At 58.9% G+C, this 14,245-nt stretch carries 10 protein-coding genes and 3 pseudogenes; 11 read left to right on the top strand and 2 right to left on the bottom strand.

Features of this window, described 5'->3' with window-relative positions; all coding sequences use genetic code 11:
- Positions 1-6: 6 nt before the first annotated feature.
- From NKJ13_RS25775 to NKJ13_RS25810, 8 genes and pseudogenes are all read left to right on the top strand, one after another.
- Positions 7-216, top strand: a pseudogene (locus tag NKJ13_RS25775) (bifunctional hydroxymethylpyrimidine kinase/phosphomethylpyrimidine kinase); the annotation flags it as partial.
- A 403-nt stretch (positions 217-619) separates the two neighbouring features.
- Complete coding sequence (locus NKJ13_RS25780) at positions 620-2,152, top strand: Fic family protein (RefSeq protein ID WP_352778772.1); 1,533 nt, start codon at positions 620-622, stop codon at positions 2,150-2,152.
- A gap of 174 nt (positions 2,153-2,326) precedes the next feature.
- Positions 2,327-3,064 carry a hypothetical protein gene (locus NKJ13_RS25785; RefSeq protein WP_352778773.1) on the top strand — a complete coding sequence of 246 codons (738 nt, stop codon included), beginning with the start codon at positions 2,327-2,329 and terminating at the stop codon, positions 3,062-3,064.
- Positions 3,065-3,299: 235 nt separating this feature from the next.
- Positions 3,300-3,701, top strand: a complete 402-nt coding sequence (locus NKJ13_RS25790) for a hypothetical protein (protein ID WP_352669529.1) — start codon at positions 3,300-3,302, stop codon at positions 3,699-3,701.
- A gap of 41 nt (positions 3,702-3,742) precedes the next feature.
- Positions 3,743-4,123 (top strand): hypothetical protein, encoded by a 381-nt coding sequence (locus tag NKJ13_RS25795; protein WP_352691545.1) that lies wholly within the window; start codon positions 3,743-3,745, stop codon positions 4,121-4,123.
- A 915-nt stretch (positions 4,124-5,038) separates the two neighbouring features.
- Entirely contained in the window at positions 5,039-6,376 is a 1,338-nt protein-coding gene (gene glyA, locus NKJ13_RS25800) for a serine hydroxymethyltransferase (RefSeq protein WP_352778775.1), read from the top strand.
- A 54-nt stretch (positions 6,377-6,430) separates the two neighbouring features.
- Positions 6,431-7,606 carry a methionine adenosyltransferase gene (metK, locus tag NKJ13_RS25805; RefSeq protein WP_023679684.1) on the top strand — a complete coding sequence of 392 codons (1,176 nt, stop codon included), beginning with the start codon at positions 6,431-6,433 and terminating at the stop codon, positions 7,604-7,606.
- 77 nt (positions 7,607-7,683) lie between these two features.
- Positions 7,684-8,676, top strand: a complete 993-nt coding sequence (locus NKJ13_RS25810; RefSeq protein ID WP_352778777.1) for an adenosine kinase — start codon at positions 7,684-7,686, stop codon at positions 8,674-8,676.
- Between the two features lie 32 nt (positions 8,677-8,708).
- Here the strand turns inward: NKJ13_RS25810 and NKJ13_RS25815 are convergent, their stop codons facing one another.
- Complete coding sequence (locus NKJ13_RS25815; protein WP_352596296.1) at positions 8,709-9,386, bottom strand: transposase; 678 nt, start codon at positions 9,384-9,386, stop codon at positions 8,709-8,711.
- A 204-nt stretch (positions 9,387-9,590) separates the two neighbouring features.
- Positions 9,591-10,398: pseudogene (locus NKJ13_RS25820) on the bottom strand (IS5 family transposase); the annotation flags it as partial.
- Between the two features lie 248 nt (positions 10,399-10,646).
- Between NKJ13_RS25820 and NKJ13_RS25825 the strand changes: the two are divergent.
- The 3 genes and pseudogenes from NKJ13_RS25825 to NKJ13_RS25835 all read left to right on the top strand — a co-directional run.
- A complete protein-coding gene (locus tag NKJ13_RS25825) occupies positions 10,647-10,883 on the top strand; it encodes a hypothetical protein (protein ID WP_352691541.1) in 237 nt (78 codons plus the stop codon).
- A 446-nt stretch (positions 10,884-11,329) separates the two neighbouring features.
- Positions 11,330-12,589, top strand: a complete 1,260-nt coding sequence (gene tyrS, locus NKJ13_RS25830; protein WP_352778779.1) for a tyrosine--tRNA ligase — start codon at positions 11,330-11,332, stop codon at positions 12,587-12,589.
- A 230-nt stretch (positions 12,590-12,819) separates the two neighbouring features.
- A pseudogene (locus NKJ13_RS25835) lies at positions 12,820-14,138 on the top strand (MFS transporter); the annotation flags it as partial.
- Positions 14,139-14,245 lie beyond the last annotated feature (107 nt).

Raw genomic sequence — 14,245 nt, forward strand, 5'->3', positions numbered from 1 at the left:
AGGGCGCTGAGGCAGGCATCGCATGTACTTGTCGTCGGCGGATCGGACTCCAGTGGGGGTGCCGGAATCGCGCGCGATATCGAGACGCTCTCCTCCATGGGCGTGCGCAGCTGCCTTGCCGTCACTGCGGTGACGGTGCAAACACACGACAGCGTCACGGACATCCTTCATCTGCAACCCGGTCTGGTGGCCGATCAGATGCGTGCAGCGATCTCGCGGGCGTCGCGGCGTAGTGAGCGCGGGCGCGGCCGTGATGATCGTGGCGGGAGGGAGAGGTAAGGAGCGTCTTTCCTTTGAGAATTCGCGTTTACGGGTACCCACGATGCACAACGGGCGAGTTTTTCAAAGAGGCGCGTCCTCCTTCGAAGCGCTTCGGAGGGCCAGGCTCTAGGCTCGCCCCGAGCCCCTGCGTCGCCTGCGGGGGAGCTGGGTCTCGGCCCATCCGGGTAACGATCCTTCGCGCGGCTATGGAAACGATCGCATTTCCCGATTATCGCATAAAAAACTTGTCATCGCACGACTTAAAAAACTTGCAACTCCACAGCATCATTGACTTGTTGCCTATCAGCACTATATACTTGTAATCGCACAACTCTAAAAAAGTTGCAAAGGCACGGCCATGGCCAAGCCCCATGAAAAACTCGCTGTATCACTGGCCGTCCTCAAAGAGCTGCAGGAGGGTGGGCGGCGCATATTCAAATCAGATGAGCTGACCCGCGTCCACCGGGAGCGGCTGCTGCAGAACGGGTTCCTGCGCGATGTTATCAAAGGCTGGCTCATGTCGACCGGCCCGCAGGCACGGCAGCAAGACACCACCCCTTGGTACGCGAGCTTCTGGGAGTTCTGCTCCCTTTACTGCAATGACCGGTTCGGCAAGGACTGGTTCCTCTCACCGGAGCAGTCGCTGCTTCTGCACGCGGAAGCGCCCACTATTCCGCCTCAGGTGGTGGTGAACACCCCCAAAGGCACGAATAACAAAATCGACCTGCTGTTCGGCACTTCGCTCTATGACCTCAAGGTCAAGGAGATGCCGGCCGAACTGACAGAGAAAAACGGCCAGCGCGTGTTCACTGTCGAGGCCGCCCTTACCCGGGTGCCGGAAGCGTTCTTCCAGCGCGCCCCTATCGAGATGCAGATCGCCATGGCGTCGGTGCGCGACGTATCAACCGTTCTGGCCCTGCTGCTTGATGGCGGCCATTCCGCCGTGGCGGGACGGCTTGCGGGGGCCTTCCGTCGCGTAGGACGCGACTCCTTTGCGGATGAAATCGTGGCCGCCTTCAAAGCCGCCGGCTATGACGTGCGCGAATCCGATCCGTTCGCGGGACAAATTGGAGTGACAACTATTGCGGCGGGCGTACCGCCGTTGGTCGCCCGCCTGCGCGCGATCTGGCAATCGCAGCGCGAAGCCATCATCGAGATATTCCCGAAGGCACCCGGACTGCCGTCCGACAAAGACGCCTATATCAAGTTCGTCGAGGATATCTACGAAAGCGACGCCTACCATTCGCTGTCGATAGAAGGGTACAGCGTCACCCCGGAACTCATCGACCGGGTGCGCGAGGGGAGCTGGAATCCGGAGATTGATGAAGAGGACCGCAAGAACCGAGATGCGCTTGCCGCGCGTGGCTACTACCTCGCATTCCAGAAGGTCAAAGACTCTGTTGCCGCGATCATCAACGGCAAGCCAGCCGGCGCGTTGACGCGGGACACTCACCGGGAGTGGTACCGGGAGCTGTTCGCGCCGTCAGTGACCGCCGGCATCCTCAAAGCCAGCGCGCTTGCGGGATATCGCAATCACCCTGTGTACCTGCGCGGCTCGCAGCACGTGCCGCCGCGTACCGAAGCGGTGGCCGATGGTATGAATGAGCTGTTCGACCTGCTGGAGGCGGAGAAGGAGGCCTCCGTGCGTGCCGTGCTGGGGCATTGGCTTGTGGGCCATGTGCACCCCTATCCGGACGGCAACGGACGAATGGCGCGGTTCCTCATGAACGCGATGCTGGCTTCAGGCGGTTACCCCTGGACAGTCGTCAGAGTCGATGACCGGAAGGCCTACCTCGCAGGGCTGGAGGAGGCGAGCGGCAATATGAATGTGAAAACGTTCGCCGCCTTTCTCGGCGAACGGGTGAAGTGGTCTATGGAGAAGGCGGCGTGAGGTCGGTGGTGTGCCATGTTTAACTTGCTTGTCTCGGGACGGCGAGTGGTGGGAAACGCCGCCGTTCACGTCAACCATTGACCGGTTCAAGGAATCTAGCGGCGCCGAGGCCGAGGCTATCGACCTCGCGCCCTGAAACATTTGCGCCGGCTGGAGGAAATCCCGGCGCTTTTGATGTACGAAGTCGGGGCGGGAGGCCCGCACGCGCGCGTGGTCCGGCACGGCCGCATACGCAATATCGTTCGGCGCGGACACGAACTGGCCTTCACCTTCGAGCCCGATCCGGAACATGCCTTTCTCGACCGGTCAGCGGTGTTGAGAATTGCGGACCGGCTGGGCATTCAACAGTTCGAACAGCACCGTACGCACTGGGCGATCAAGGATGGTGACATTCCGGCCGAGCTGATTGCCACCGGCACCGCTGAACGGGCGCAGCGCACCGTTGCCGTGGTTGCGGCAGAATATGTAGAAGCGCGCCGCGAGGGACGAAGGAGAGAAGCTGCCGAACTGGCCGAAGAACTGGAGGATTTTCCTCCCTCGCTGGAGAAAGCACTGTCGCTCGTGCCGGCGCGTATCCTTCAGCAGCCGACACCCGAATTATACCCGATCCTTGGGATAGAGCCCCGCACGCCCGAAGGCCGCAACGCCGTCGTGGCCGTCGTCGCAAGGGATCACAATGGGCAGGACTTGCCTGCCGACTGGTCTTATTCGCTAGCGTGGTTCCTGGACCTTTACGGCAGCGCGACGGAAGCGGGGCGCCTTGACGGCGCGCTGGCCGAATGCGCAACGCATATGATCGCGCTCGGCACTGGCGAGGGAGAAGCTGCCGCCCCGGTTGAAGATATCGGCTACGCACTCTGGCTCTGTTCGCGAAGCCCGAAAGTTATCGGCGATCTGGCCGGGAATCGCTGAGATAGCGCAGGAGGTTTTGTCGCTTACCAAAATCAACTGGAACTCGACCCAGATCAACCAGAAGCTTCCCATTCCCATTCTAGCAGCCAGAAGAGTGGGTGAGCTCCTTAAATATCTATCCGAGGAATCGACAAGCTCAGACTATCTCGCAAGTATACCTAGTTTTTTTTGTTATAGAGTCTGCTCGGCTGCAGGCAAAGAGCCAGGATAAACTTCAGCACGAAAGCAGAATTGAATGAAGGTGGGCTACATGGAGTTCTCATTTGGGTATGCCTTCACCGAAAACCTTATCCGGTCATCGTCAGCCGCACCAGTAGGCGCGCCGGTCTTTCCAAACCTCATACAGGAGGGGCATTCTGGCTTTGACATCCGCATCAATTTCCCAGGGGTTCCGCTGTTTTTCCAGTACAAGCTTCCGGAGCTGATGAAGCGAGGAACTGCCTTTGAGGTTGCGAGCGGACATTGCCCCGGTTTGTCGATACCATTTTTTCGGATTGCGATGATGCGCAGGGATGTGTCGCGTCAGCATGAACTGCTTCTTCGGTTTGAGGCGCGCTATCCGTCAAACGTCTTCTATGCGGCTCCTTGTATCGCAAACATCAGCGATTTCGACCGCTCTTATTTGGAGCAACCGTAGCACGGCAGTCCATTTTCGTCTCACCAGGGGATATTGGGCCCTTGCCAGACGACAAAGCGCACAGCCTTGCCTATAAACCTGGACTGGCAACTGGATATTTTTGCTCGAAACCCAAGCCCACCAAAGTTCAAACATTTGATGATCTCGCTGCGCTCTTCAGGGAGCAGTTCGCCGAGAAGCGTTTTGCGGAAGTCGGCGAGGCGGCGCGTGAGATGCGCGAAAACGTACTTGAGCTTGCTTCGCCGTCAATGCGGCAAGCCGAACAGCTCATTGCTGAACGGGTCGGCGCGAGATGCATTCAGATTCTAGACGGCGCAGCCAGACCGCCCGAGGAAGAGCGCGCAGTCACTGACATTCTCGTAGCGCGGGAAATTGCGCGTGTCGATCTTGGCGTCGACCTGCTGGTGGCCCAACCACGCTAACGACATCATACCGCTGATTAGCCCAGCTTTTGTCTAGGCCACAGTTATGAGACTACGAACCACTTGGCCAGGAAGAAGATCGGATTGAAAGCGAACCTTCCTTGTCATCTTTGCATCACGGTCAGTCTGCACGAGATTGACCGCTGCAAGCCGGGAGCAAGACCGGGCTGCGCAAACGTTGCAACAGATGCTTCAAGGAAATTCATAGACTCTTAGCAACTCCGGTTCGCTGTGAATGGTAGGCTTATTGCAACGTTTGAGTCAGTGGAGTCCGAACCGTGGCTTATTCTCCGACCCGCCGAACTGCGTGCAATTTCGGCTAAAGGCAATGGCAAGAACAGCGCCCATCTTGTTTGTTCGACACAGCCATATTGGCTCAAAACAGTATCTTCACGGCCACCGAGAGTGTGCGGTCGGTGGACAAGCAACCATATTATTTCGTTCGAAAGCTGCAACATCTGTAGAGAACGCGAAATGACAAATTCAGTAGGACGAGTGCCCAGGCTTTCCAAGTGGCTTGGTCCTGCCCAATGCTGACACTGGTCAGTCGCCTTCGGACGGCAGCGCATCTAGATCGCCTTCGAATCCTAGGCCTTTGCGCGCATGCGGACCTAACTGTCTGCCAGCTAGCGGAGATTCTGGGTCTGCGTCGTGAGCACGTTGTACGACACGTCCGGCTGCTGGCCAGAGCCGACTTTCTTTACTGCAACGAACAACGTCCGTGGTGCTCGTACCATCTCAAAGCAGGAGGTAAGGACGGCGGGCTGGTCCAACTGTTGGTTGATCTCCTGCCCCACGGCGATGGCTATCACAAACGAGACCTTCAACGGCTCGAAGCCACACAAGACGGGCCGTCGAAGGGGATCGCATGCTTGACCGTGAAATAGATCAGTCCAATTGGAGCGCGAAACCATCATGTACAACTCCGCCGACGGCGCCATCGCGCCGCGCGACACTTACGGACGGTCTCGATTGGCCGCGGTTGATTGCCGCGTTCACGAACTGCTTCTGAGACAGGAGCGGCAGGAGCGGACGACCCTTAAGCTCATCGCCTCAGAGAACTTTGCGTCCTCGGCCGTGCTGGAAGCGAACGGCTCGATTTTCACGAACAAGTACGCCGAGGGGTACCCCGGTGCGCGCTACTACGCTGGAAATGAGATCGTTGATGAGCTTGAGAATCTAGCCATTGAGCGCTTGAAAACACTATTTGGCAGCGAGCATGCCAACGTCCAGCCTTATTCCGGCTCGCCGGCCAACCAGGCTGTCTATCGTGCGCTTTTGAGCCCCGGTGACAAAGTCATGGGCTTGCCCCTCCCGGAAGGGGGCCATCTGACTCATGGTTGGGCCATCAACTTTTCCGGAACTGACTATCAACGCGTCCCCTATGGACTAGATGAAAAGACACAGCAGATTGACTATGACCGCTTGCGCGAGACAGCCAAGCGGGAACGGCCGCGGCTCATTTGGGTCGGCGGAACTGCTTACCCGCGTGTCTTTGACTACGCGGCAATGGCAGAAATCGCCCTGGAAGCGAACTCCTATCTCGTAGCCGACATTGCGCACATCAGCGGACTGATTGCCGCGGGAGCGCACCCGAATCCCGTGCGCCATTGCGACGTGGTCAGCAGCACCTCCCACAAATCGATCCGCGGTCCCCGCGGTGGTTTCATTTTGTCCAGGAACGAAGATCGCTATCAGGCCCTGTATCATACAAAGAGCAAATACAATCTCGCCAGGCGAATAGACCGGGCGGTCTTTCCTCACCTGCAAGGCGGGCCTCATATGAATGCCATCGCTGCGCTAGCAGTTGCCTTGCACGAAGCCGCGAACCCGTCCTTCCGAAGCTACGGCCAACAGACCGTCAAGAATGCCAAGGCTCTTGCACAGGCACTGATCGAGCGAGGGTATGACCTGGTTACCGGGGGGACGGACAATCACATGCTGATCCTTGATCTGCGCGATCGACCACTATCGGGCAAGGCCTATGCCGAGCGGCTAGCAAAGGCAGGCATCATCACAAACTTTAATATGGTGCCTGGCGACCCGCGGGATCCGGCGGTCACAAGCGGAATTCGCCTGGGGTCGCCAGCAGTGACGTCAATGGGCATGCGCGATGTGGAAATGGTGCAAATTGCTGGCTTCATTGACTGCGTCCTCCGGCGGCCTGATGACGAAGATCTCCATGCCTGCGTGCGAAGAGACGTTGCCGATTTGTGCGCTGCGTTCGAGGTCCCGGGCATCACCAACAGGTAAGGTGGGCTAAGCAAAATGCACCATACAACTCCAACACCCGAAACGAGGCATTTCATGGCTAGGCAGTTCGTGTTCTCTTCCGAATCGGTTGGCGCGGGACACCCGGATAAGTTGGCCGACAACATCTCGGATGCCATCCTCGACGCCATCCTCCGCACCGATCCCAAGGCACGCGTCGCCTGTGAAGCGTTGGTAAAATCAGGGATAGTCGTTGTGGCTGGCGAGATTACTAGCGATGCGCGGGTGGATTATAGCCAAGTTGCGCGCGATACGATTCTCGATATTGGATACGACGATGAGGCTGTCGGCTTTGACGGCCGGCGTTGCTCCGTCGTTCATGCACTCACCGAGCAATCGCCCGACATTAGCCAGGGCGTTGACGAGGGACGAGGGCAGGACCTCCAGCAGGGAGCGGGAGATCAGGGCCTCATGTTCGGCTACGCATGCCGCGAAACCGATACCCTGATGCCTTTGCCGATCCAGCTCGCGCATCGCTTGACGAAACGACAGGCAGATGTCCGGAAAGCACGACAGCTTGGCTGGTTGCGTCCTGATATGAAATCCCAAGTCTCAGTGCGCTATGAGGGGTTGCGCCCGGTCGCCCTTGATACCATCGTCGTATCGACCCAACATGACGAGCAGGTCTCGCAAGAGACGGTCCGCGAGGGCGTCATTGAGGAAATCATAAAGCCTGTCCTGCCGACCCACCTGGAGACGGAAGGCATCAGAATTCTGGTCAACCCGACGGGGAGGTTCGTAGTCGGCGGGCCGCGCGGCGACTGCGGTCTCACTGGACGCAAGATCATCGTCGATTCCTATGGTGGGATGGGTCGTCACGGCGGCGGCGCCTTTTCGGGCAAGGACCCGTCCAAGGTTGACCGCTCAGCTGCCTATGCGGCCCGGTATGTCGCAAAGAATATCGTCGCTAGCGGACTTGCGGACGTCTGCGAGGTGCAGCTTGCTTACGCAATCGGCGTGGCCAGTCCGGTTTCTGTCATGGTCAACACGTTCGGAACAGCGAGGGTTGAGGAAAGAAGGATCGAGCGCCTCATTCTTGAGCTGTTCGATCTCAGACCGAAGGGCATTATCAAGATGCTTGATCTCTTACGCCCTATATACCGCAAGACCGCGACCTATGGCCATTTCGGCCGTGAAGAGCCTGATTTCACCTGGGAGAAGACAGACAGGGCCGACGAATTGCGTCGCGAGGCAGGACTTGCCGCCCCGTGAGGGCTGGCGCCGAACGGATTGGCAAGCGCAAAGCCCATTGCCAGAAAGCCGGTGGGCTTTTGGCGGAGACATCATTGATGCCGGACTATGACGTGCTTTGTATCGGGAATGCCATCGTCGACATCATCGCCCAGTGCGACGAGGCGTTCCTGGAGAGCAACGGCATCATCAAGGGCGCAATGAATTTGATCGACACGAGGCGCGCCGAACTGCTCTACAGCCGCATGGGCCCGGCCATTGAAGCCTCGGGCGGCAGCGCCGGCAACACGGCGGCGGGCGTTGCCTCCTTCGGCGGCCGCGCCGCTTTCTTCGGCAAGGTCTCCAACGACGCACTCGGCGAAATCTACGCGCATGACATCCATGCCCAGGGTGTCGCCTTCGACACCAGGCCGCTTAACGGCGAACCGCCGACAGCGCGCTCGATGATCTTCGTCACGCCGGACGGCGAGCGCTCGATGAACACCTATCTCGGCGCCTGCGTCGAGCTCGGCCCGGAGGACGTCGAGGCCGACAAGGCGTCGGGCGCCGCCGTCACCTATTTCGAGGGCTATCTGTGGGACCCGCCGCGCGCCAAGGAGGCGATCAGGCAGACGGCTAAGCTCGCCCACGCCGCCGGGCGCGAAGTGTCGATGACATTGTCGGACTCGTTCTGCGTCGATCGCTACCGCGACGAATTCCTCGATCTGATGCGCTCCGGCACCGTCGATATCGTCTTTGCCAACAGTCACGAGATCAAGTCGCTCTACCAGACCGCGTCTTTCGACGAGGCGCTGGCCCAGATCCGCAAGGATTGCAAGATCGCCGCCGTTACCCGCTCGGAAAAGGGCTCGGTGATCGTGCGCGGCGACGAGACCGTGACCATCAATGCGACCAGGATCCGCGAGCTGGTCGACACCACCGGCGCCGGCGACCTCTATGCCGCCGGCTTCCTCTACGGCTACACGCAAGGCCGCAGCCTCAAGGATTGCGGCGACCTCGGCTCGCTGGCAGCCGGGCTGGTCATCCAGCAGATCGGCCCAAGGCCACGGCAGAATCTGCGCCGAGAGGCGGAGCAGGTGGGATTGCTGTAGGTGGCGAGCCAAGAACCAGCTGCCCAGCCTCCTTAATCCAGCCCGAGCCTTTTCTTCAGTTCCGCATTCTCCTTGCGGAGACGATCGGCAAGCAGGCTCTTTAGCCGCTTGTTTTCTTCCTCGAGCGCGACGAGATCCTTCAGCCCGTCACTGTCCGCCGCCGGCGCCGCCGCCTTCTTCCAAAGATAATATGTCTGTTCCGAGATGCCGGCTTGCTTCACCGCGCTCTTGAGAGTAGCGCCGCCGCCGATCGAGGTCTCGATCTGCGCCAGCTTCTGGGCACGATCCTTCGCGGAGTAGCTCTTTCGGCCTGTTCGCGCTGACGGCGGTGCTTCAGTGGCCGCGGATATCGGCTTGGCGCCCTCCTTGCGGGCAGGCGCGCTCGCCTCAGCTTCTGGCTTCCTCGACCGCCGCGCTCTCGTCTTCGGTTTTGGCGTTTCCGCTTTGTCTGCCGGTGCGCTAGGAACTACTGCTGACTCGGTTTCCAGGGGATTGGCCATGAAATGCTCCACTCGCGGTTTTTGCAAAGGTTCAGCATCAAGGGCCACTACAGTAGAGTCAACAAGCTGACGATTTAACGGCTCGACTTCCTTTGTTGTCTCGGCCATCGCCGCGGCGATGTCGAAATTGCCCCAGATGGAACGTGCGGATTTTTGATAATTGCGCTTTTGTTTGACTTCCACGGTGAATGGTCGCGTCTGCCGCCTCATAGTTCCTTCCTGAATAGGAGAATGAAGTCGCCGCTCGAATTTTTGGCGCTTGCTGCTTAGCGCGGAGCATTATCGTATAGCCGCTCAACGGGCAAGTGATGCCGGTCTTCGATGGCTGACCCATCTGGGGAGATTTGAGCGGCTTCGCGCGTCCTGCGCATGCCTGTAAGAGCCTGACTCGAAACTCGACGCACGACGTGGAGCTGCCATGCGGCGAAGCATGAGGCGGATCGAGGCGATGAAGATCCATGCCTCGGCGCTGGCGATGGTCGCCTCGAAGTCTTTGGCGAGCCGGCGACAACGTCCCAGCCAGGCGAAAGTTCGCTCGAGGACCCATCGTCGTGGCAGCACCTCAAAGCCCTTGGCCGCGTCGGAGCGCTTGATGATTTCGATGGTCCATGTGCCGAGATTGGCCAGTGCCTGCGACAGTTTTTCTCCGGCATAGCCGCCGTCGGCGAACAGATGCCGCAACCAGGGAGAAAGCCGTCGAATCGAGGCGATGACGCCGACTGCCTTCCTGGATGTCGGCCGTGTGCACCGTCAGCCCGACCAAGTGTCCCTCGGTGGCAGTAATGATATGGCGCTTGCGGCCTTTGACCTTCTTGCCGACGTCGTAACCACGCAAACCGGCAACGTCCGTGGTCTTTGCCGATTGGCTGTCGATGACACCGGCGCTCGGGCTCGCCTCGCGACCAAGCGCCAGGCGTGCCGCAGCCACCAAGTGGAAGTTGATGGTCTTCCACAGCCCGTTGTCCCGCCAGGCATAGAAATAGCGTTGAACCGTCGAGACCGGCGGGAACCGATCCGGCAATGCCCGCCATTGGCAGCCGGTCCAGGCGATGTAGAGGAGCACGTCCACGACCGCCCGAAGTTCTGTCGTCCGCGGTCGTCCCGTTGTCTTCGTTCCCGGCAGGAACGGCTCGAGCAACGCCCATTCCCTGTCCGTCAACGCGTTTGCATCTCGCTGCCCCGCGCGGCAATATCGCCGGCGGGTGGTCTCCGTCCAACCCATGTCGTTATCCCGTTCAAGTCTAGACAACTCAAGCGAATCACAACGGACGGGGCCACTCAACCGCTTCCACCCCCCAAAACCGAGTTTCGGGTCAGGCTCTAAGGGCAAACACCATGCCATTGTGGGTGGTGGCTTGCGTGGCGAGACACGCCTGGTAAGGACCCTCGTGGTTCCGGTACGGCCCCTGAATATCGTGGTCGCAATTGGGGTGGTAATGGTTTGGCGGGATTTGCTGACGCGAGAAAACGGTGTCGCTGCCGCCGCCGCAAACCTTCCTCGATGAAATCGCCGCCACTGCAGCCCTTTTCGCCTGCTTCACACCAATTGCAGGCGTAGGTTTCAGGATTCACGCCGTTTTTGCCGGTGGCGCAATACGGCGTCGGAAAATTACCCACATTGAACTGACCTTGAACATCGGCAAAGGCGATGCAGGCCTTCTTCCCTGTCTTGAACCAGCAACTGATCGCGTGCAGTCATCCGGATAAGCCGCCCCGCCGGAGGCCAAGCTGACTTGGTGACACACGAACGCATTATTGTCTTCCGGTCTGGCGGCAACAGTATCAGCAGGACGGCAAAGCTGACCGGCTGCAGCGAAGCGCAGGTGAAGCGCGCTGGGCTCGACATCAGAAGGAAAGCGGGAAGCAGGAAATGTTGCCGCAAAAGTTGAGTTCTGCGAGGTGCAAAAGTCAGTTGCAAATCGTCGCGACAGAGGCTCGGCAGCTCCCCGAAGTAGCCATTTCAGATTGCTTGCAGGTGCGGATAAAGTCCTTTATGCATCGGCACATGATCAAGTCCGCGCTCATCGCTGCAATCTATTATGCGACGCTTCCATAAGGAGCGGCGCGTTTCGATCATGCCTTGAAACAAGCCGCCGTCAGGCGGCTTTGTTCATTGAGAGGACCCCCTGGCGGCAATACCAGGAGGATTCCCTATGGCACTTCCCGATTTATCAACCGGTCATTCCAAACCATATTCGGCGGCTTTGAAGACGCTCATTGAGCGCGGCTATGTAAATCAAGGGACCGACCTGCCGGGTGTCGATACCGCCTTTGAAGCAGGCATCGTACCCGCTTACGCTGGTTTCGATGCGACGGCTGACAGTCTTCATGTCGGCCATCTTCTTCTGATCATGGCGCTTCGTCATCTTCAGCAGACTGGCCATAAACCCATCGTTCTCATTGGGGGTGGGACCACCCGCATCGGCGATCCCAGCTTCCGTTCGGAGGCGCGGCCGATGCTGACGGACGAGCGGATCGCCGCCAACATTGAAGGGATCAGAAAGGTCTTTGACCGTCTCCTTGTCTTCGGAGACGGCCCGACGGATGCCGTGATGGTGAACAATGCCGACTGGCTGGACAGCATTCGTTGGATCGACATGCTGAGAGACGTCGGCAGGCATTTCTCCGTCAATCGGATGCTCTCTTTCGACAGTGTGAAGTCGCGGCTGGAAAAGCAGGAGAATCTGAGCTTCTTAGAATTCAACTACATGATCCTCCAAGCGTTCGACTTCCTTGAGCTAACCCGCCGGACCGGTTGCCGTTTGCAGATGGGTGGAGCCGACCAGTGGGGGAACATCATCAATGGCATCGACTTGATACGGCGGACGGATGGAAAGGAAGTCTTCGGAGTGACTACGCCGCTTCTGAAGACTCCTTCAGGTGTCAAGATGGGTAAGACGGCTGCCGGAGCTGTGTGGCTCAACGAAGATCGCCTTTCGCCATACGATTACTGGCAATTCTGGCGTAACACGGAAGACGCTGATGTCGTTCGGTTTCTGAAGCTTTTCACCGATCTGCCGATGAACGAGATCGAGCGATTTGGACAGGCTGAAGGAACCGAGCTAAACGCCGTCAAAGAACGTCTCGCCAACGAAGCTACGGCCCTGGCACATGGAACTAACGCCGCCAAACAGGCGGAGGCCACGGCTAGCCAAGCATTTGGGCAGGGCGAAGCCGCAGAGGGGCTACCGACGCTTCATCTAAATGACGCCGAGGGGTTGGCCGGAGTAGCCCTTGTGGATTTGCTGGTACGCGCCGGATTGACCTCCTCCAAAGGGGAAGCGCGAAGGGCGATCTCCGGACGAGGTGTGCGGATCAACGGCAACGTTGTCGAGGTTGATACAATGATATCTTCCCAAGACCTCCCGATCCGGCTTTCGCTCGGCCGGAAGCGCCACACTGTTGTAAAGTAGGGTTTCAGCAAATGCTGTCGCAGAAATTCTGCCCGCTTAGCGGATATTGCAGACATTCGCGTCGAGTTCCCTGAGGAATGTCGAGAGACACTCCTCAGGGGGTAGTTAAGGCCGCCAAGTTTTCTGGGTTAGCAGGCGCGCCACTGTGGCAGCTTGGCTTGTATGGCGAGGCCATGGTTGAGTGAGGCGAACCAAATCCAGCCCCGCGGTCGATCCCGAAGCTTCCCACAATGGCGAAGAGAACATCTTCACTGGTTCCTTTTCAGCACAAGACCTTCCGTTCGCTATGGTCGGCTGCACTCATTTCGAACCTTGGCACCCTAGTGGAAGGTGCGGCGGCAGCTTGGCTGATGACGAGCATCGCCACCTCCCATGGAATGGTGGCGCTCCTCCAGTCATCGACCACCCTCCCCTACATGATCTTCTCGCTCGCGGCGGGAGCGCTCGCGGACAAGTTTGACCGTCGCCGGATCATGTTGACTGCGCAACTGCTGATGGTGTGCGTATCCGCCTTCCTGGCGTTCCTGACCTATGCGGGGAATGACACCCTGGACCCTTCTGGGTCTCACTTTCCTAATCGGCTGTGGTTGGGCATTGCACGATCCCTCTTGGCAAGCCTCCATGGGAGATATCCTGCCTCGCGAACACCTGCCAAGCGGGGTTGCGCCCAACGGCATGAGCTACAATCTCATGCGCAGCATCGGGCCGGCGATTGGCGGCATAATCGTGGCCACAGCCGGTGCGGCCTTCGCGTTCCTCTTCAACGTCCTTTGCTACTTCGCTCTGATCGCTGCGCTGTTGCGATGGAAAGCCGAACGGGCACGACAAGCGCTGCCGCGGGAGGCTTTCGGCAGTGCGATGGCGGCGGGCTTCCGTTACGTGCTCTTGTCGCCGAACCTTCTCAAGGTGATGTGCCGGAGTTTCATTTTCGGCCTCACCGCCGTTGTCATTTTGGCTCTCCTGCCGTTGGTCGCTCGCGAACAGATCAAAGGGACCGCAGTCACCTACGGCGTGATGCTCGGCTTCTTCGGCCTGGGAGCGATTTGCGGCGCGCTCCTCATCGGGCGGGTCCGAGAAGTTCTCTCCAACGAATGGGTCATTCGCGGTGCGTTCTTTGTATTGGCGATCAGCTGCTTCTTTCGGGCATGGAGCGAGCACGTTGGGCTGAGCTGTCTCAACCTCATGCCAGCCGGTGCGGCCTGGATTCAATCATTCTCGCTGTTTAACGTCACAGTGCAGCTTTCGGCGCCGCGGTGGGTGGTTGGACGCGCCCTCTCTCTATCAGACGGCCACATACGGCGGCATGGCGGCGGGAAGCTGGCTTTGGGGCGAACTGGCGGATGTCCAAGGTGTTTCGGGAGCCTTGCTCGTCCGCCAGCTGGTTCTTGTCATTGGGGGACTGATGGGCATCCTTCTGCGTCAGCCGGATTTTGAAACGCTCAATCTGGATCCGACCAACAAGTTCAGCGAACCGACGCTGCAACTTGACCTGCGGCCACGAAGCGGTCCGATCATGGTGATGGTCGACTATCGTGTCGATCAGAGAGATCCAGACTCGCCCACAATAATTATCTGAATTTCAGCAGTAATTTTTGATCGCCCATTCGTGCTGTGTACCAGCCCTGTGTCTTGCGCAAGTGGTCACGAACGGCTGCC

Origin of the sequence: Mesorhizobium sp. M0174, from assembly GCF_040322275.1 — a bacterium.
GTDB lineage: Bacteria > Pseudomonadota > Alphaproteobacteria > Rhizobiales > Rhizobiaceae > Mesorhizobium.

Coding starts and splice junctions, on each gene's coding strand:
- NKJ13_RS25780 (WP_352778772.1), top strand. CDS start 620: ATGGCCAAGCCCCATGAAAAACTCGCTGTATCACTGGCCGTCCTCAAA.
- NKJ13_RS25815 (WP_352596296.1), bottom strand. CDS start 9,386: ATGAGGCGGCAGACGCGACCATTCACCGTGGAAGTCAAACAAAAGCGC.
- NKJ13_RS25785 (WP_352778773.1), top strand. CDS start 2,327: ATGTACGAAGTCGGGGCGGGAGGCCCGCACGCGCGCGTGGTCCGGCAC.
- tyrS (WP_352778779.1), top strand. CDS start 11,330: ATGGCACTTCCCGATTTATCAACCGGTCATTCCAAACCATATTCGGCG.
- NKJ13_RS25810 (WP_352778777.1), top strand. CDS start 7,684: ATGCCGGACTATGACGTGCTTTGTATCGGGAATGCCATCGTCGACATC.
- NKJ13_RS25790 (WP_352669529.1), top strand. CDS start 3,300: ATGAAGGTGGGCTACATGGAGTTCTCATTTGGGTATGCCTTCACCGAA.
- glyA (WP_352778775.1), top strand. CDS start 5,039: ATGTACAACTCCGCCGACGGCGCCATCGCGCCGCGCGACACTTACGGA.
- metK (WP_023679684.1), top strand. CDS start 6,431: ATGGCTAGGCAGTTCGTGTTCTCTTCCGAATCGGTTGGCGCGGGACAC.